A 19756-nucleotide genomic window follows, 5' to 3' on the forward strand; every position below is an offset into this window, starting at 1 on the left:
TGTATAATCTAGGCAATGACCATCGAAAATGTTGATTATTCAAAGACCGTTTTCCTGCCTAACACCTCTTTTTCCATGAGGGGGGACTTGCCCAAAAAAGAGCCCGGCATACTTGAATTCTGGAAATCCAGCGGCCTTTACGGGAAAATGCTGGAACTGCGCAAAAATTCAAAACCCTATATCCTCCACGACGGACCGCCCTACGCCAACGGCCATCTCCACATGGGCCACGCCCTCAACAAGATCCTGAAAGATATTCTGATAAAGTCCCGCTGTCTCACAGGCCATTATACGCCTTATGTTCCCGGCTGGGACTGTCATGGACTGCCGATAGAACAGCAGCTTTTAAAGGAGCTTAAAATCGGGAAAAGGCACATAGACGATGTGCCGGCTTTCCGGCAAAAGGCCAGAGAATTCGCCGGCAGATTTATTGACATACAGCGCGAAGAATTTAAGCGCCTGGGTGTTTTTGGGGACTGGGATAACCCTTATGTCACCATGTCCAAAGACTATGAGGGCACGGTAATACGGGCTTTCAGGGAGCTGCTTGAAAAAGGCTATATCCACCGCGATAAAAAAACCATTTTCTGGTGTGTTTCCTGCGAGACCGCCCTTGCCGACGCGGAGGTGGAATATCACGACCATAAATCCCCCTCTGTTTATGTAAAGTTCCGGCTGAAAAATATGCCGGTAGGTATTGTTTCCGGCGCGCGCGGCGGCTATATCGTTATTTGGACCACCACCCCATGGACGCTTCCAGCCAACATGGCTGCCGCTGTTTCGAAGGATGAAAATTACCGCGCGCTTGAGTCCGCTGGCGAAACTCTTTTTGTGGCCGATAAACTGGCCGACGCGTTTCTCGCTGAAACCGGGCTTGCGGCTGTAAAAGGCGCGTGCGTGTCCGGCGAAAAACTGGTGAGCCTGAAATATGCCCATTGCCTTGAGCCGCATTTGCCTGAAAACAGGCGCTTTGAGCGGCCGGTGATCGCCGCTGATTTCGTCGACATGTCCACCGGCACCGGCATCGTGCATATAGCTCCCGGCCACGGAGAGGAAGACTTCCACGCCGGAAAAAAGTGGGGCCTTGAGATCTTCTGCCCGGTTAAAGCCGACGGCCGCTTTGACAAAGACGCCGGAATTTTTGAGGGGCTTAAAGTATTCGAATCTAATGAAAAGGTGGCCGAAACCCTTAAAGCCGACGGTTTGCTTATCTCCTTGAAAACCATTGACCATAGTTACCCTCATTGCTGGCGCTGTAAGCAGCCGATTATTTTCAGGGCCACGGAGCAGTGGTTCCTTAAGGTCGATATGCAGGGCTTGCGGGAACGCCTGATAAAAGAGGCCGAGAATGTCCAATGGCTGCCGGCCTCCGGCCACGAGCGTATGGTCTCCATGCTGAAAATGCGTCCGGACTGGTGCTTGTCAAGGCAGCGCTTCTGGGGCACGCCTATAGTGGCTTTTTACTGCACGGCCTGCGGCAAGCCCCAGACCGACAGCGCTGTGCTTAAAAAAATCGAGGACCGGGTATTTGCCGAAGGCAGCGATTTCTGGTTTTCCGAAGCGCCGGAAAAACTTTTGCCGGCGGATTATAAATGCGGGTGCGGCGGCGGGGAATTCCGCAAAGAGAAAGATATTCTGGACGTGTGGCTTGATTCCGGGGTTTCCTGGTACGCGGTGCTCAAAAACGGAAAACTGGGAAAAGATTTTTATCCCTGCGATCTGTACCTGGAAGGCTCGGACCAGCACCGCGGCTGGTTCCAGACCTCGCTTATCCCTTCCGTGGCGCTGCACGGGCATGCGCCCTATAAAACTGTGCTTACCCACGGCTTTTTGCTGGACGATAAAGGCCGCGCCATGCACAAGTCCATGGGCAACGCGGTGGAGCCGCAGGAAGTTATAAGCAAATATGGCGCCGAGGTTTTGCGGATTTGGGTGGCGCTCGCCGATTATTCCGAAGATGTGAGCATTTCGGAAAAGCTCCTCGCCGGTCCGATAGACACTTACCGCAAACTCCGCAATACCGTGCGCTATATCCTTGGGAACCTGAGCGACTTTAATCCGGAGCGGCACTCTGTGGCGCATGAGTTCCTGCTTGAAACCGACCGCTACATGCGCGCTCGGCTAGCTGAACTGTCCGCGAACGTGGAGGAGCATTACAATAATTTCCAGTACCGCTCCGCCATAAGAGCGGTTGCGGATTTCTGCATACTTGACCTGTCGGCTTTCTATCTCGATTCGCTCAAAGACCGGCTTTATACCCTGTCCGCCGATAACCCCGCGCGGCGTTCCGGCCAGACCGTGCTTTACGATACGCTTATGGCCGTGCTGAAAATGATAAGCCCCGTGCTGTCTTTTACCGCTGAAGAAGCCTGGCAGACGGCGAGAAAGGAAATCGCCCCGGGTCTTGAAGAAAGCGTTTTTTTAAGCGACTATCCCCGCTTCCCGGCTGCCTGGCTGGACAGGTCCCTGCTTGAAAAATGGGAACGGATAATGCGTGTGCGCGAACAGGCCACCAAGGCCATAGAAGAATTGCGCAAAAACGGCACGGTGGGCTCTTCGCTTGAGGCGAAAGTCATTTTCAGAACTTCAAAAGAGGAAACAGCCGCTTTTATACGCGAAAATGAGGCCTTGTGGCCGCAGGCGCTTATAGTTTCAGAGTGCGCTTTGGAAAAGGATCCCTCCGCCGGAGAGCTTGAAATAAAGGTTTTGCAGGCGGAAGGGGAAAAGTGCCCCCGTTGCTGGCAGCGCAGAAAAGACATAGGCCTGAACGCGGCGCATCCCGGGGTTTGCGCGCGCTGCGCCGCCGCGCTGGAAGAAAAATGAAAAACCCTTTAACTCCGGCCGTGATCGTGGTCGTTTTTTTTCTGGACAGGGCGGCCAAATATCTGGCCCTTAACTACCTGCAGCTGAGGCCGCTTAAGTTAGCGCCTTTTTTTAAACTTACTTATGTGGAAAATACCGGCGTTGCTTTCGGCATGTTCCAGGAGCGCAACGCGGTTTTCCTCGCGCTCTCGGCCGCGCTGGTGGCGGGCCTGCTGCTTGCAAGAAAAAAACTGACCGCGCACGGCCCCGTGGCCGAGTTGGGCCTTGCCATTGTCCTTGGCGGGGCTTTGGGTAATATTTACGATCGCATAGCCTACGGTTTTGTGGTGGACTTCTTTGACCTTTCTTTTTTTCCGGCGGTATTTAATGTGGGCGACAGCGCTATTACCGTGGGCGCCGCGCTGCTGGCCTGGGGAATGAGGGATAAGGCGGGGGATAGAGGTTAGTGGTTAGCGGATAGAGTTTGCGGAAATAAGAAATTCCTTCCCTAAACCCCTATCCCCTGACCCCTCTACTCTTTAAACTGACGACAGGGGAAACTTATGATAAAGTTTTTTTGTTTTGCGGTTTTAACCGCTCTTGCCGGGTGCAACCGGGATCCGCAATATTATTTTGAAGAGGGTAACAGGCAGGCATCCGCGGGCAGGTTTGAAGAAGCTATTGCAAATTACAACCAGGCGGTCATTCTGAAAAGGGGATTTCCGGAGGTGTTGACCTCGCGCGGGCTTGTTTACGAAAAAATGGGCGACCGCCAAAAAGCCGTGCTTGACTATAAAAAAGCCATTGACGCGGCCCCTTCTTACATGCCGGCCTACAACAACCTTGCCGCCATCTACCTTGAGGAGGGTACTTACCAGGAGGCGTACAAATATCTGACAAGCGCCATTCAGTTGGACCCCGAATATATTTACGCGCGCCTGAACCGCGGCATACTTTTTTACCACAAGGGCGACTGTGCCGCCGCTGTGCCCGACCTCTCAAGAGTCATCGCGAAAGACGCTTCCATGGGTCTGGCGCTCTATTACAGGGGCCTTTGTTACAGGAAGATGCGCAATCTCACCGGAGAGCTTGGCGATTTCAGCGCTCTGCTGGCTCTGGATAAAAAATCGGCCACAGCCTGGTTTGAAACCGGCAGGAGCAAATTATCGTTCGGGGATTACGCGGGCGCGGCGGAAGATCTGCAAAAAGCGGTTCAGCTTAAAGCGGGTGTTTACGGTTATCACTACGCTTTGGCGCGGGCTCTTGCAAAGCTTGGCAACTATAATGGCGCGCTGGCTACCGCTGATAAAACGTTGGAATTGAAAAATGATTACGCGCCGGCTTACGCCCTGAAAGGGGATATTTTCGCCCGTATGAAGAATAAGGCCGGCGCTGTGGAGCAATACCTGAAAGCGGCGGAACTGGCGCCTGAAAACGCCTCCTTTTACCGCGCCCTGGCAGCCTCTCTTGAACAAAAGCGTCCGCAGCCCGCACCCAAAAAACACAAGGGCGGAAGAAACAGCCGTAGCCGGTAATCAGTGTCCGGTAACCGGTCACTGATTACTGGTTACCGAATACCGTTGTCCTAAAAGATAAATTAATGCCTGAGGAAAAAAAACAGCTTTCCTGGAAGGAGAAGTTTCTCGCGAACAGGGCGACTTTTGAAAGCGTCCTGTTCGAGAAAGAACTGGTAATGCCCGCAAGGGAAAAGCTGAGCGTCGGCCTGTTAGGGGCGGCGGGTATCTGGCTTTTAGGGGTCCTTTTGCTTGCCCAGTGGGCGTTCAGGCAGGGCTGTTTCTTTTCGGCCGCGGATGCGTCAGGTTTTGAGCGCATCAACGCTTATGCCGCGCACCTGTCCTCCGGCGGTTTCTGGAGCCTGTTCAAACCGATGATATCGGGTTTTGAACTGGACCCCAATCCTCCGCTTTATTACCTCAGCTATTTCCCGGTATTTAAATTCCTCACGTCCGACCTGACGTCGGCAATGCTGGCCGTAAACTCTTTCTATCTTTTGGTGATAGCGCTGTCTATCTTTTTAGCCGTTAAAAAAAGCCGGAACAATTTTTCAGGCTGGCTGGGAACGGCTTTCACCATGGCTATGCCGTTTACGCTTGAAGTGGCAAGGCATCCGGAGCCGGAACTTGCCGCTATGGCCATGGCCGCGGCCGCCTATTCCTGTTACATAAATTCAGAGGATTTTGAGCACTCCAACTGGAGTTTCTGGTCCTCCGTTTTCTTTTCGCTCGGGTTCTTTGCCCACCGTCATTTCTGGGTTTACGCCCTGCCGCTGGCGCCTTTTATTATGCCGGCTATGGCCGGCTACCTGGCGAGGAATGAGATATTAAAGGGGCTGCTCTTAGGCTTGGCGTTGAATTTACAGTGGTACAGCGTATTTTTGGTTTCCCGCTTTTTAGGGTTTTACAGGCCGGAAAGCCAAAGCGCCGGTTTCTGGACATCTTTCGGTTTATCCGTCCAGGCGGCCTCGCTGCCCTTTTTTATCATCGGCGGGCTGGCCCTGCTATGGATGTATTTTTCGGTTTTCATGCCGTATGCCAATAAAAAAGTAGTGGCGGCCTGGTTTTGGGTGCCATACCTGGCGCTGACTTATCTTGTAGGAACCACTGACCCGAAATTATTTTATCCGGCTCTTTTTCCTTTAGCCATCGCAGCGGCCGTGATGACGCCCAATTTTATAAGGAAGTATCTTTTTTGGCTGGCGCTTGGGCTTACCTTTTTAAATCAAAGCGGACTGGTCGCCCCTTTCAGTTTCGGCCGCTATTTTGTAGCGGGACTTGAGGCGCCGCAACAAGACGAACAGCGCGGCGCGGAAATACTTGAGAGCCTTACCTCCCAGGGCCCCGGGCCTTCGCGCGTTCTGGTGGCGGGCGGCGGGAACAGTTTCAACTCCGCCAGTTTCAGCCTCCTCGCCGGCGAGCGCGGAGTGGCTAAAAATATGGTTTTTTACAACCGGTCCGACCTGGCTCCGGCTTTCGCCGATTATATTGTGTATAGAACACCTTCTTACGGCGCGGTCCCGTCCCGCCCAATGCCTGCGCAGGTGCCGTATCAAGGGCCTATGGCCATCAGACGGCCTTTTGGCCGCGAAACGGACAACACGGAAGTTGGACATAAATTAAAGACCGAACCTGCCGAACCAAAAGAGCGGGGCCCGCTGGCGGAAAGCGATCTTTCTTCCGTTTTTTCAGAATCGTGGTTTGACCTGCTTTTTGAAGAGACGCGTGAATTCGAGCTTAAGGACACCTCAAAAGTTCTGCTTTACGCCAAACGCCGGCAGACGAAGGAACCTTTTGCCGCCGGTAAATACACCATTAAAAAATATGAAATCGGCGGCTTGAACCTTGAAAACGCGAAGCTGACGCTCAAAAATTTTGATCCCCAAAAAGGCATTTACTCGAATGCACTGGTTTTCGCGCCTTCCGCCTCCTACGAAGGAATTGATATATACGGCCTTGCTCTTGAGCTTACGGATTTACGTATCGTCGCGGCCGGCCCCGCCCATTTTAATCGGTCTGCGGGCGGGGAAAACAGCAGTGTCGGTTTTAATCCGCGCTTCCTGAACCAAAAGGGATGGGCGAGGCCCCTTATTTCAGACCTTGTCGTTTCCGGAGTCGGTTCGGTAAAAGTGGTTTCGGCTCAAATTAGCGCCAAAGCCGTAGAGCGCTTTCTCGCGGGCCGGTTGAAATTTCTGGGTAATCCGAATGTGGCGCTTTCGCGGACTATAACACTGCATTCCGATACCCCCCGTGAGATTAACGCGAAGTTGTCCCTGGCTGTGAAGCGGAATTCTTTTTTTGAGCTGAAACTCGACTCCTTTGATTGCGAGGGCTATCAGGCCCCGGAATTTTTTGTGCGCAATTTTATTTTCAACTATGATTTCGCGCTAAGCCCTTACGTACTGAGCTTTGAAGCTTTTAAAATAAACGGGCAGATATTTGAAATCGGCTCGCCCAAAAGCAATATAAGGATGCCGTTGACCGGCCGTTTTTATTAAGTAAGATCTGTCGCTTTTGATGACGGATTCCCGGCCGCTTTGCCTCATTCTGCCATCTGCGGCATATTCTCTTTATGAAAAAATATCCTGACCGCGACGTTCTTCTCTTGTGTGCCTGCGCCCTGATGTTCGGCGGCTGTGTGCCGCTGGACGAAGCCGCGCTGCCCAAAGTCCGATCCTCGCGGGCTGTGGAAGCGCCGTATAAGGAGCTTGACCCCGGCTATAAAAGCGATGAGAGCCTGCATTTTATAGTTAAGGCCTATTCTTCCGAAACAACGCAGCGCTATGGCGCCTTGTGCGAAGAAGACTATCAGCGCATTATGAACGACCTGGGTATTTACTCCTTTGTGCCTTCAAAGCCTTATAACATCGTTATCTACAAGGACGCGCCTGAATATCACCTTAAAACTTCGCAGCCGGACTGGTCGGGGGGGATAACCTATGGCAATGCCATACTTATTTACGAATCCGACGGCGCTCCCGGCATTCTGGCACATGAAATGACGCACCTTGTGTTTAACGAGTTCATGGGACTTTCAGTCCCCGAGAGCCTGCGTTGGCTTAATGAGGGCCTTGCCGTTTATGAGCAGATGCGCGCCGATTACCCGTCCAAAACTTTTTACGAAAGTAAAATATTAAATGATATTTCGATCAATCCTATCCCGTTTTCACAGATGATGAACCTTGTTCCGCGCGGTGAGAAGGATGCTGCGGTGGAGCGCTGGTACGCCCAGGCCGGCTCGGTGGCGTCTTTCATGGTAAGGCAGGGCGGTTCGCTCAGCTTTTCTTCTTTTATAGGCCGCCTGAAAGACGGACGCGGCCTGGATGAGGCCGTGGCGGCCTCTTTCGGCGTGCTGTGGAAGGACATGAAAGATGTTGAACGGACCTGGCTGTTGGAAGTAAAGCGTTGAAAAAACATGCGAATGATCGGCGAATTAAAAGATATGCGAATATGTGCAAAACATATAAGAATTCAAATTCATCCGCATGGTCTTATTCGCATTCCAGCCGTATGAGCCGTTAATTTGCATAAAATTCGCATGACTCAACAACATATGCATTCCGATGAAAAAAAAATAAAAAAAGCGGTAGTTCCTCTTGAAGGGGTGCATTGCGCCTCCTGCGTGGCGCGCATTGAAAACGGATTGGGCGCTACCGGCGGCATCGGCAGCGTTTCGGTGCACCTGCCTTCAAAAACAGCTTTCCTGTCTTATGACCCGGCTTTGATCACCCCTCTCCAAATAGAAAAGAAAATCGAGGAACTCGGCTACAGGGCCCTGGCGTTTTCGGAGTCAACGCTGAACGCGGAAAGCGTGGCGGTGGAGTCCCTTCTGCGCGAAAAGAACATGTTTCGCAACCGTTTCTGGCTGGCCGCCGGCGGAACCTTGTTTTTACTTTCAGGCGGTTTTTTTGAGCTTTCTCCTTATACCGGCATGCCGGTGGCGGCTATTGTCTGGCTTTGGGGCGGCTGGCATTTTCACAAGGGCCTGCTTAAATCGTTAAAGGCCAGAACCGCCGACATGAACACCCTGGTTTCCATGAGCACCAGCGTCACTTTTTTTTACGGGGCTTTCGTCACTCTTTATCCGTCAGCCGTGGCGGCGCCTTATCACGCCCAGTGGTACGATGTGGCCCTGCTTATAACCTTCATCAATTTAGGCCGCTGGCTTGAAGCCCGCTCAAAGAACCAGGCGGGGGAAGCTGTTTCACGCCTTTTTTCCATTGTGCCCAAGTTCGCCCGCCGCCTCCGGGCGGGTACTGGGGAAACAGTTCCCGTTTCGGATATTGTGCCCGGTGACCGCATCAGCCTGCGACCCGGAGAGCAGGTGCCGGTGGACGGTGTGGTAAAGGGCGGCGCTTCGGCCCTTGATGAAAGCCTGCTCACCGGAGAGGCCCTGCCGGTAGATAAGGCGTCAGGCTCAAAACTTTACGCCGGCACCATAAACAAAAATGGGGCCTTAGAATTTGAGGCCACCGGTGTCGGAGAGGACATGGTGCTGGCAAAAATTATAAAGGCGGTGGCTGAGTCACAGGCAGCCAAAAGCTCGATACAGCGCCTGGTGGATAAAATTTCGGCCTGGTTCGTACCGGCTGTTTTTTTTATAGCGGCTTTTTCCGCCGCTGTCTGGCTGCGTTACGGGGAGGCCTCCCAGGCTGTAAATGTTTTTGCCGCGGTGCTCGCGGTGGCCTGTCCCTGCGCCATGGGGCTTGCGGTTCCCATGGCGGTCGCCGTCGGTTTCGGGCGCGCGGCCGCTTCCGGCATTCTTATAAGGAACCCTGATGTGCTTGAGCGCGCGGCAAAACTTGACGCGGTTCTGTTCGACAAGACGGGCACCTTGACCTCGGGCCTGCTCCGGGTGATAAATATAAGGCCAAGCGGCCTTTCTGAAAAATATTTTTTGGAACTGCTGGCGGCGGCGGAAGAAAGATCGGAACATCCGCTGGCGCTTGCCGCGCGGCAATTCGCCGCGGAGCGCGGCGTAAAACCGGAGACCCCCGCATCCTTTGAGGCGTTGCCCGGCAAAGGCGTCAGAGTTGGTTTGTCAGCGGGTTTGGCGCTTGCGGGTTCCTCCAAGTGGCTCGCGCAGGAAGGCGTGGCTATACCTGAGTCCGCGCATTCCGAACTTGAAGGAACGGAGGGGTCCGCCCTGTTTTTAGCGTTAAACGGGGAGTTTAAGGGGTATGTCGAGTTTGGGGACACCATAAGGCCCGAAGCTCCGGCCGTGCTCCAGGCGCTGCGCGATATGGGGATCGAGCCGGTGCTGGTTTCCGGCGACCGAAAAAAAGCGGTGACGGCTGTAGCTCAAAAGCTTTCTATAAACACCTTGTACTCTGAAATATTCCCGGAGGAAAAACGCCATATAGTGCTGCGCTATAAGGCCCTTGGCAGGAAGACGGCCATGGTTGGCGACGGGTTTAACGATGCCGCCGCCCTTTCTGAGGCGGACATAGGAGTGGCCATGCGGTCGGGGGCCGATATCGCCGTGCGGGCGAGCGACATAACTCTGATGAAAAGCGATCTTTCCTCCCTGGTGGACGCGGTCAAACTTTCAAGGGCCATTAAAAAAGTGATCAACCAGAATCTTTTCTGGGCCTTCGCGTACAACACCCTGCTCATTCCGCTTGCGGCCGGCGCGCTTTATCCTTCTTTGGGCCTTACAATACCGCCCTATTTCGCCGGCGGAGCGATGGCCTTAAGTTCGGTTTCAGTGGTTATGAATTCATTGCGCCTGCGGCGCATGAAGATATGAGTCTGAGCGTCTGAGCGTCTGAGGGTCTAAGCGTCTAAGAGTCTAAGAGTCTGAAAGTCAAAGAATTATAAATCCTGATTCCCAGACTCTAAGACCCTAAGACGCTACGACTCTCAGACTCTACGACCCTGAGTCCAAAATTACAAGGAGCTGTATCATGAAAGATGTATCCACCAAATTCGGCTATACTTCGGGCCAGGCTCGCAGCGTAGGTAAAATAAAGTTGCCGCCTATAGAGGCCTGGGAAAACCAGTACAAGCGGGACTACGTCATAAAAATAGTCCACCCGGAGTTTACCTCCGTCTGCCCAAAAACCGGCCTGCCCGATTTCGGCACGATTACCGTGGAGTATGTGCCGGGCAAGCTGGTGCTGGAACTTAAGTCCCTGAAATATTATTTCCTTCAATACCGCAACATAGGTATTTTCATGGAAAATATCGCGAACCGCGTCCTTGACGACGTGGTGCGCGCCGCAAAGCCCAAAACCTGCACAGTAACCGGAGAGTTCACTCCCAGAGGCGGCCTCCGCTCAGTAATAACAGCGCAATATAAGAAAAAATAAGATGGTCGACGCAAGCTTAGCGATATGGTGAGTCTCCAGAAAACTCAAAAAACATCCTCCCATTTGTAGCAGGTTGCTGTCATAAAAAATATATTATAAAATCAATTAAGCGTTACCCGCGCAATGTGGGCGGGGCGCGATAGGCCCGTGCGATTACCTTCGTTAGTGAGCACGGGTTCCTTATAGGAGAGGTTCAGTGAGCGGTTCCGGCTTAATGCCGGAATAGCGAGCGACGAAGGGGAACTTAGTTCCCCTCTTGGAGCGCCGGCCGTCACCGATTAAAGGCCGGCGTTAATCGTCCCGCGCGCTGTGCAGTGCGGCGCGGGATGCGATAAGCCGCGCGAATACCTTCGTAGTGAGCGCGGTTATACCCCTTAAAAGGGGTTCAGCGAGCGTCCGCCTGAGGCGGAAAGCGAGCGACGAAGGGGAGCTTAGCTCCCCTTGTGGAGCACCGGCCGTCACCGATTAAAGGCCGGCGTTAATCGTCCCGCGCGCTGTGCAGTGCGGCGCGGGATGCGACCAGAGCCCAGTTGGCGCAGCGGTAGCGCGTTCCCTTGACATGGGAAAGGTCACAGGTTCGATCCCTGTACTGGGCACCACTTTAACAGCAGGGGATAGCGGCTAGAGGTCAGGGGTTAAGGGAAGGAGTTCCTTACCCTCTAAACCCTCGCTCCTCTCCCCTGGCCCCTGTTTTTATACTATGCCTGAAGAAAAACCTGAAAATTACGTTGAAAAAATGCGCCATTCGCTGTCGCATGTGATGGCGGAGGCCGTGGTGGAGCTTTTCCCGGATACGAAGCTGGGCATAGGGCCGGCCATAGAGAACGGCTTTTATTACGATTTTGACACCCCTCATCATTTTGTCCCGGAGGATTTGCCCGCCATAGAGAAGAAAATGCGCCATATTATAGCCCAGGCGCAGAAATTTGAGCGTTCCGAAATGCCGAAGGAAGAGGCGCTTAAGTATTTTAACGGCCGGGGGGAAAAATACAAAGTGGAACTGGTCAGCGATCTGACCGACGGTACCATAAGCATTTATAAGAACGGCCCTTTTTCGGATCTGTGCAAGGGACCCCATGTTGAGCATACCGGTAAGATCAAAGCTTTTAGGCTTATGTCTATCGCGGGCGCTTACTGGCGCGGCAGCGAAAAGAACCCGATGCTTCAGCGCATTTACGGCGTGGCCTTTGAAACTCCGGCGGAGCTTGACGCCTATATTAAAATGCAGGAAGAGGCTGCAAAGCGCGACCATCGCAAGCTTGGCAAACAGCTGGAGATCTTTATTTTTGACGATGATGTCGGGCCGGGCCTTCCTCTTTGGCTGCCCAACGGCGGCGTGATAATAGAGGAACTTGAGCGGCTGGCCAAGGAAACCGAGGCCGCCGGCGGCTATCAACGCGTAAAAACCCCGCATATCTGCAAAGAGACCCTGTACAAGAAAAGCGGCCACCTGCCGTATTACGCGGAGAGCATGTTCCCCGCGATGGATATAGACGGGCAGAAATATTATCTGAAGCCGATGAACTGCCCGCACCACCACAAGATCTTCGGCGCCAAGCCCCGCAGCTACCGCGACCTGCCTGTGCGCCTGGCCGAGTATGGCACCTGCTACCGCTATGAACAGTCCGGGGAGATTTTCGGCCTGATGCGCGTGCGCTCGATGCAAATGAACGACGCTCACATCTACTGCACGCCGGAGCAGTTCCAGGAGGAGTTCCTGGCGGTCTGCCGCATGTACCTGGGCTACTTCAAGATCTTCGGCATTGAAAAGTACGTCATGCGCTTCAGCACCCATTCGGACGAAGGGCTGGGCAAGAAGTATGTCGATAATAAAGAGATGTGGTACTCCACGGAAAAGATGGTCCGTGAAGCATTGGTCAACGGCGGGCTGCCGTTCAAAGAAATTGTCAACGAGGCCGCTTTCTACGGCCCGAAGATAGATGTTCAGATCTGGAGCGCCATAGGCAAAGAGTTCTCGCTCGCCACCAACCAGGTGGATTTCGCCGTGCCTGGCCGTTTCGGCCTGGTGTATAAAGACAAGGACGGAGCCGAAAAAACTCCGCTTTGCATACACCGCGCCCCGCTGGGCACGCATGAACGCTTTGTGGGCTTTCTTATAGAACATTTTGCCGGCCATTTTCCATTGTGGCTTTCCCCCGTGCAGGTGAAAATCTTGACCATTACCTCAGCCGAAGAGGATTACGCCCGCGAGCTTTCAGCCAGGCTGAAAGCGGAGGGATTCAGAGTCGCTCTTGACCTTGGAGCCGATACGATAGGTTCTAAAGTCCGCACCGCGGCCCTTGAAAAACCTGCCTACACGCTGATCGTCGGCAAGAAAGAAAAGGCGGAAGGCACCATCGCCCTTCGCCTTAAAGGCGGCAAAAACCTTTACGGCCTGAAGCCGGACGAAGTAATAGTCAACCTCAAAAAAGAACGGGACATCCGCGCGCTTACCGGCGTGTATACTCCTCCAGAAGGGGTTTAGCCCGGCCGTGCGTTGCAAAAGCCATAAGCCATATGGCGCGGCTGGAACAGCCGTAGGGCGTACGGCTTATGGCCTAAAGCTTATGGCAGTCTTATAATTGTATGCTCTTCCAATTTCAAAAACTTAAAATTCAGGGACTTGTCCTGATAAAACCGGAAATCGGCAGCGATGACCGGGGTACGTTTTCGGAAATATATAAAAGTTCCGTTTTCAGGAAAGCCGGTATAAAAGACGCTTTTGTGCAGGATAACCGTTCCGTTTCAAAAAAAGGCGTATTGCGCGGCCTGCACTATCAGCGGCGGCTGTTTTCACAGGCAAAACTGGTTAGTTGCGGCAGGGGCCGCGTTTTTGACGTGGCCGTGGACCTGCGCAAGGATTCAAAGACATTCAAAAAATGGTTCGGCGTTGAGCTTTCGGGCGAAAACCGCCTGTCGCTTTTTATACCTGCGGGTTTCGCCCACGGTTTCCTGGCGCTTGCGGACGGCTCCGAGGTTACTTATAAATGCTCAAAAGAGTACGCCCCTGCGCATGACGCCGGCATCAGATGGGATGATCCAGCGGTAGGGGTGAAATGGCCGTTCAAAAAACCGCGCCTTTCCGAAAAAGATAAAAATTTGCCGTTTTTAAAAAGCGCAAAACTGTAAGTGAAAAAGCTGTCTTAGAGTCAGAGAGTCTGGGAGCTGCCGTAAGCCATAGGTCATAGGTCATAGGTCATAGGCCATAGGCCATAGGCTCTTCAAGAAACTCCTTAATAGCGTATGGCGGACTTGGTGATGGAATTTTCCAATGACTAAAACCATGCTTGTTACCGGCGGAGCGGGGTTTATAGGCTCAAATTTTATCCGTTTTATTTTTAAAAAAACAGGGTTTAAAGGGCGGATAATAAATTTAGATAAACTTACCTATGCCGGCCTTCGCGGGAATCTTAGCGATATCGAGCGCTGTTTTGGCCCGAAGCGCTATATCTTTATAAAGGGCGACATTTGCGATTTTAAAAAAGTTGACGCCGTGATCAAAAAATACGATGTTTCAGTGATCGTTAATTTCGCGGCTGAAACTCATGTCGACCGTTCCATACACGGCCCTAAAGAGTTTATAGAAACCAATATCAACGGCACCTTTAATCTGCTTGAGTGCGCCCGGGTCCATTGGAAAAACAGGAAGGACGTCCGGTTCCATCACATCAGCACCGACGAGGTGTTCGGTTCGCTTGGTAAAACCGGCCGCTTCACGGAAACCACGCCTTACGACCCCAGAAGCCCGTACTCTGCCGCAAAGGCCTCCTCCGACCATCTTGCCAGGGCCTATTTCCACACTTACGGCCTGCCGGTTACCATTTCCAACTGCTCCAATAATTACGGGCCTTACCAGCATCCGGAAAAACTCATCCCGTTGGCGCTTCTGAAAGCCGTTGACGGCGAGTCCATCCCGGTTTACGGCGACGGGGGGAACACGCGCGACTGGCTGTTCGTTGAGGACCATTGCCGGGCTATCTGGCTTATTCTTAAACGGGGCAAACCCGGCGAAACATATAATGTGGGCGGTAACTGCGAAAAGAAAAATCTGGAAACACTGAAGGCGCTGTTCTGCGCCCTTGAAAAACTTAAGCCTTCCGTTAAAAACCCGCGGCTTAAAGGGCGCCGCTACGAAGAGCTGATAACTTTTGTCAAAGACCGTCTCGGGCACGACCGCCGCTACGCTATAGACTCCGGAAAAATAAATAAAGAACTGGGCTGGAAACCCCTTTTCGGGTTTAATGAAGGTCTTGAAGCGACCGTCGCCTGGTACTTGGCGCACGGCGCCCGGCTGAAAAAAACCGTGGCCGCGTCATACCGCGCCTGGCTGAAAAAAAACTACACTTCGCGCTGAAGTTCAGGAACAGCGGGTTGAGGCAGCGACAAGAATGTCGTGTTTACTTAACCTTGACCTATCCCTACCGTTTTCTCCGCCCGGCAATTTGATAAAATCTATCTTATGAATACGAACGTATTCGGCGTGATACTTGCCGGCGGCTCGGGAACCCGCCTTTGGCCGCTCAGCCGCAAGCTTCTGCCTAAACAGTTTTTGCGCCTTGGAAACGAAGATTCCCTTTTTGAAAAAACGGTGTCAAGGATAACCCCTTTAACCGGCAGGAACAATGTGGTGGTGGTAACGAACAAACTGCACGCCTTAGGTTCCGGCTACCACCAGCTGAAAAAATTACGGCTGCTGATCGAGCCGGAAGCCAGAAACACCGCCCCCGCCATAGGGCTCGCCTGCCTGTACCTGCTTAAAATCTGTAAAAACGATCCCATTGCCGTGGTGCTTCCCTCCGACCACATGATAACCGACCGGAGGGCTTTCCTCAAAGTTTTGTCCGCGGCGGTCAAAGAAGCCCAAAAGGGCAAAATAGTCACGCTTGGTGTGACTCCCGATTCTCCGGAAACCGGTTATGGCTATATAAAAGCCATAGGCCGTAAGCCATATGCCATAGGAGGCACGGAGTGTTTAAAAGCTGAAAAATTCGTGGAAAAGCCGGACCTCGAGACGGCTCGGAAATACCTGAAAACCGGCGGCTATTACTGGAACGCGGGGATGTTCGTTTTCAAGGCTTCAGTGATGCTGGAGGAATTTAAAAAATATCTGCCCGCGGCCTACAACCTGCTTAAAAAAATAGATAAAGAGGCTTTTAACGGGGAAAAAATAAATTACGGCGGACTTTCAGCCCCGTTCTCAAAAATGCCGTCCATCTCCATAGACTACGCGGTAATGGAGAAATCCGCCCGGGTTTGCGTGATCCCTGCAAAATTCGGCTGGAGCGATGTGGGCAGCTGGCATTATTTCTATGAAGCGCTACCCAAGGACAGGGACGGCAATGTTAAATTCGGGGACGTGCTTGCCCTTGACGCGCGGGACAATCTGCTCTATTCAGGGAGCAGGCTCGTAACGGCCATAGGCGTTAAAAACCTGGCGGTAATAGAAACCCGTGACGCCATTCTGGTTTCGGAAATAAACAGTTCGCGGGAAGTTAAAAAAATCGTCGCGGAGCTTAAAAAGAAAAACCGCCGCGAACTGGACGAGCATGTAACCGTGGAACGCCCCTGGGGTTCTTACACGGTGCTTGAGGATCTGCCTAATTACAAAGTTAAAAAACTTAAAATTTATCCGGGCCATAAGATAAGTTACCAGTACCACAGGCGCCGCTCCGAGCATTGGTTCGTCGTAAAGGGCCTGGCCGAGGTTACGCTGGACGGGAAAAAAATAAAAGTCCCGCAAAACCGTCATGTGGATATACCGCTTAAAGCCAGGCACATGCTTTTTAATCCGGGCCGCGCGGACCTTGAAATAATAGAGGTACAGTCAGGCGTTTATTTCGGCGAGGACGATATCATCCGCTTAAATGATGGTTATGGCAGAAGATAGGGAAAAAGGTGTGAATTTATGAAAAAAGCTTTAATAACCGGCATAACCGGCCAGGACGGAGCATATCTGGCGGAGCTGCTCCTGAAAAAAGGCTATGAAGTTCATGGCATCATACGCCGCTCGTCATCTTTCAATACCGGGAGGATAGACCACCTTTACCGTGATCCGCACAATAGGGGCGTGCGCCTTAAACTGCATTATGGCGACCTCACCGATTGCCCGGCTTTGGTACATATCATGCAGAAGGTCCGGCCCGAGGAGGTTTATAATCTGGGCGCCCAGAGCCATGTGGCGGTAAGTTTCGAGCAGCCGGAGTATACCGGCAACTCCGACGCGCTTGGAACGCTGCGCCTGCTTGAGGCTATACGAATACTCGGCCTTGAGAAAACCACGAAGTTCTACCAGGCTTCCACCTCTGAGTTGTTCGGCCAGGTGCGTGAAATCCCGCAGAGCGAAAAGACGCCTTTTTATCCGCGCTCGCCTTACGGGGTGGCCAAACTTTACGGCTATTGGATAACCATCAATTACCGGGAGTCCTACAATATGTTCGCTTCCAACGGCATATTATTCAATCACGAATCTCCGCTCAGGGGCGCGACTTTTGTCACCCGTAAAATAACCATGGCGCTCCCGAGAATTCTTTTGGGGCTGCAAAATTGTCTGTATCTGGGCAACCTCAACGCGAAGCGCGACTGGGGCCACGCCAGGGATTATGTTGAGGGTATGTGGCGCATACTTCAGCAAAAACGGCCCGATGATTTTGTTCTTGCCACCGGAGAGCAGCATTCCGTAAGGAAGTTCGTTGACATAGCCGCCCGCAAAATGGGTATGGTCATGGAATGGAAAGGCAAGGGGCCTGCTGAGCTTGGAATACTTAAGGCTTTTAAAAAACCGGAACTGGCTGTTGAGTTTAACAAGCACGATATAAAGGCCAGGCCCGGCGATACCATAGTGAGAGTCGATCCCAAGTATTACCGCCCGGCTGAAGTCGAAACATTGCTTGGAAACCCGGCCAAAGCCGCAAAGATACTCGGCTGGAGGCCTAAAACTTCTTTTGAGGGGCTGGTTACTGAAATGACCCATGCGGATCTATACGGCGCTCTTCGCGAACTGCACTTAAAAAAAGGCGGCTTTAAAGTAAAGTCCGGGGAATAAAAGCTGTAAAAAATCAGGATTAAAGATTCAGACTGCGCGGCAGTCGCTGGGAAATAATCGATCGCGGAGGTTTATATGAAAGTCGTAATTCTGGCGGGCGGATTGGGAACCAGGCTTTCGGAAGAAACGGATTTAAAACCCAAGCCCATGGTCGAGATAGGCCAAAAGCCTGTGCTTTGGCATATAATGAAACTTTATTCCCATTATGGCTTTAACGATTTTGTGCTTTGTCTCGGCTATAAGGGCTATATGATAAAGGAGTATTTCACCAATTATTACCTGCATCAGTCCGACCTCACCGTTGACCTGAAAAACAACAGCATGGAAGTGCATCATTCCAAGGCCGAGCCCTGGAAAATTACCATGGTGGACACCGGTTTAAACACCATGACAGGCGGCCGCATAAAACGGGTGGAAAAATATATGGGGGATAAGCCCTTCATGCTTACCTACGGCGATGGTGTGGGGGATATAAACATAAAAAAACTTTTGGATTTCCACCGTAAGAGCAAGCGCAGCGTCACCATTACTGCCGTACAGACTTTGGGCCGTTTCGGCGCGCTTGATATAAGCGGGGAGCGGGAGGTGGTTTCGTTTCAGGAAAAGCCGCATGGCGACGGTTCCTGGATAAACGGCGGTTTCTTTGTGCTTGAACCGGAAATATTCAAGTACATAGACGGCGACGCTTCAATTTGGGAACGTGCTCCGCTGGAGGCTTTGGCCAGGAAAAAACAGCTTTCAGCCTATAAGCATGACGGTTTCTGGAAATGCATGGACACGCTTCGCGACAAGCAGGAGCTGGAAAATCTCTGGCAGTCCGAAAAGGCTCCCTGGAAAGTATGGAAAGACGGGCAATGAAAGACCGGTTCTGGACCGGGAAAAAGGTATTCCTTACCGGCAATACCGGTTTTAAGGGAAGCTGGCTGTCGCTGTGTTTAAGTAATATGGGCGCCGAAGTTTACGGCTACGCCTTGAAGCCTCCGACAAAGCCCAGCCTTTTTAACCTTTGTGCCATCGATAAAATAACAAATACGACCATCGCCGATATCCGCGACTTGAGCCGCCTTAAAAAAGCGCTTAAAGCGGCGGGGCCCGATATCATTATCCACATGGCGGCGCAGCCGCTGGTGCGCGAGTCGTACCGCGTACCGCGGGATACTTTCGAAGTAAATGTAATGGGTACCGTAAATCTGTTGGAAGCCGCGCGCGGGTGCGGCGGAGTACAAGCGGTGGTAAATGTCACCACCGACAAGTGTTATGAAAATAAGGAGCGTCCGGGCGCCTACCGCGAAGGCGAGCCTCTTGGCGGTTATGACCCCTATTCCTCCAGCAAGGCCTGCTCGGAACTTGCAACCTCGGCTTACCGCAATTCTTTTTTTAACGCCAGGGACTATAAGAAGCACGGCGTGGCTATAGCCTCGGCTCGCGCGGGCAATGTTATAGGCGGGGGGGATTGGGCCGAAGACAGGCTTATCCCGGATATAATAAGGGCGGCTTTGCGAGGCAAAAAGGTCCTGATAAGGAACCCCCGCTCAATAAGGCCATGGCAGCATGTGCTTGCGCCTTTAAGCGGCTATCTGCTTCTGGCCCAGAAGCTTTGCCAGAAGGGCCCTTCCTATGCCGAGGCCTGGAACTTCGGTCCGGCGGAGTCCGACGCCAAAGATGTGGAATGGATAGTAAAGCGCATGTTCCAAAAGTGGCACGGGGCCCCCGGTTATATTATCGACAAAGGCCGCCACCTGCACGAGGCGCATTATCTTAAACTTGATTCTTCAAAGGCGCGGCGTGAACTGGGCTGGCTTCCCCGCTGGAATATCGGCCAGGCGATAGACCGCGTTATTGACTGGACCGAAGCCTATACACGCAAAGAAGACATGCGGGAAGCGACTCTTAGACAGATAAAGGATTATCTTGCCATAGACCGTAAGTAGAAATCATTGCCATAAGCCATATGCCGTATGCCATAGGCTTTTAAGGAATGTCTGATTAGTTTGGGATATCGGAGTAAAACTCTGGTTTTTTTATGAAGTTGTAAAGTGTTGGTTTTGGCATTTTTTGCCTATGGCCTAAGGCATATGGCTTATAGC

General features: G+C 52.4%; 14 protein-coding genes and 1 tRNA gene. All 15 read left to right on the top strand.

Annotated features, from left to right (window positions below):
* Positions 1-15 precede the first annotated feature (15 nt).
* The 15 genes from ileS to rfbG all read left to right on the top strand — a co-directional run bounded on the left by ileS (position 16) and on the right by rfbG (position 19600).
* A complete protein-coding gene (ileS, locus tag NTX59_10460; GenBank protein ID MCX5786099.1) occupies positions 16-2823 on the top strand; it encodes an isoleucine--tRNA ligase in 2808 nt (935 codons plus the stop codon).
* The gene (gene lspA, locus NTX59_10465; GenBank protein MCX5786100.1) at positions 2820-3269 is read left to right on the top strand and encodes a signal peptidase II; all 450 of its coding nucleotides are present in this window, start codon (positions 2820-2822) and stop codon (positions 3267-3269) included. The genes ileS and lspA overlap by 4 nt, the downstream gene beginning before the upstream one ends.
* 96 nt (positions 3270-3365) lie before the next feature.
* Positions 3366-4337 carry a tetratricopeptide repeat protein gene (locus NTX59_10470; GenBank protein MCX5786101.1) on the top strand — a complete coding sequence of 324 codons (972 nt, stop codon included), beginning with the start codon at positions 3366-3368 and terminating at the stop codon, positions 4335-4337.
* Between the two features lie 65 nt (positions 4338-4402).
* Complete coding sequence (locus NTX59_10475; protein MCX5786102.1) at positions 4403-6814, top strand: hypothetical protein; 2412 nt, start codon at positions 4403-4405, stop codon at positions 6812-6814.
* Positions 6815-6888: 74 nt separating this feature from the next.
* A complete protein-coding gene (locus NTX59_10480; GenBank protein ID MCX5786103.1) occupies positions 6889-7725 on the top strand; it encodes a hypothetical protein in 837 nt (278 codons plus the stop codon).
* Positions 7726-7854: 129 nt separating this feature from the next.
* Positions 7855-10065, top strand: coding sequence for a heavy metal translocating P-type ATPase (locus tag NTX59_10485; protein ID MCX5786104.1), 2211 nt, complete (start codon positions 7855-7857; stop codon positions 10063-10065).
* 157 nt (positions 10066-10222) lie between these two features.
* Entirely contained in the window at positions 10223-10627 is a 405-nt protein-coding gene (queF, locus tag NTX59_10490; protein ID MCX5786105.1) for a preQ(1) synthase, read from the top strand.
* Between the two features lie 524 nt (positions 10628-11151).
* Positions 11152-11226 (top strand) — tRNA-Val (locus tag NTX59_10495).
* A 101-nt stretch (positions 11227-11327) separates the two neighbouring features.
* A complete protein-coding gene (gene thrS, locus NTX59_10500) occupies positions 11328-13112 on the top strand; it encodes a threonine--tRNA ligase (protein ID MCX5786106.1) in 1785 nt (594 codons plus the stop codon).
* 101 nt (positions 13113-13213) lie between these two features.
* Positions 13214-13756: a dTDP-4-dehydrorhamnose 3,5-epimerase gene (gene rfbC / locus NTX59_10505; GenBank protein ID MCX5786107.1), complete on the top strand. Its 543-nt coding sequence runs from the start codon at positions 13214-13216 to the stop codon at positions 13754-13756.
* Between the two features lie 142 nt (positions 13757-13898).
* On the top strand, positions 13899-14981 hold the full coding sequence (rfbB, locus tag NTX59_10510; protein MCX5786108.1) for a dTDP-glucose 4,6-dehydratase: 1083 nt from the start codon (positions 13899-13901) through the stop codon (positions 14979-14981).
* A 105-nt stretch (positions 14982-15086) separates the two neighbouring features.
* The gene (locus tag NTX59_10515; GenBank protein ID MCX5786109.1) at positions 15087-16514 is read left to right on the top strand and encodes a mannose-1-phosphate guanylyltransferase/mannose-6-phosphate isomerase; all 1428 of its coding nucleotides are present in this window, start codon (positions 15087-15089) and stop codon (positions 16512-16514) included.
* An 18-nt stretch (positions 16515-16532) separates the two neighbouring features.
* Positions 16533-17669: a GDP-mannose 4,6-dehydratase gene (gmd, locus tag NTX59_10520; GenBank protein ID MCX5786110.1), complete on the top strand. Its 1137-nt coding sequence runs from the start codon at positions 16533-16535 to the stop codon at positions 17667-17669.
* Between the two features lie 75 nt (positions 17670-17744).
* The gene (rfbF, locus tag NTX59_10525; GenBank protein MCX5786111.1) at positions 17745-18527 is read left to right on the top strand and encodes a glucose-1-phosphate cytidylyltransferase; all 783 of its coding nucleotides are present in this window, start codon (positions 17745-17747) and stop codon (positions 18525-18527) included.
* On the top strand, positions 18509-19600 hold the full coding sequence (rfbG, locus tag NTX59_10530; protein ID MCX5786112.1) for a CDP-glucose 4,6-dehydratase: 1092 nt from the start codon (positions 18509-18511) through the stop codon (positions 19598-19600). Before rfbF ends, rfbG begins: the two co-directional genes overlap by 19 nt.
* Positions 19601-19756: the final 156 nt, after the last annotated feature.

The organism is Elusimicrobiota bacterium, from assembly GCA_026388155.1.
Taxonomy (GTDB): Bacteria; Elusimicrobiota; Elusimicrobia; order Elusimicrobiales; family UBA9959; genus UBA9634.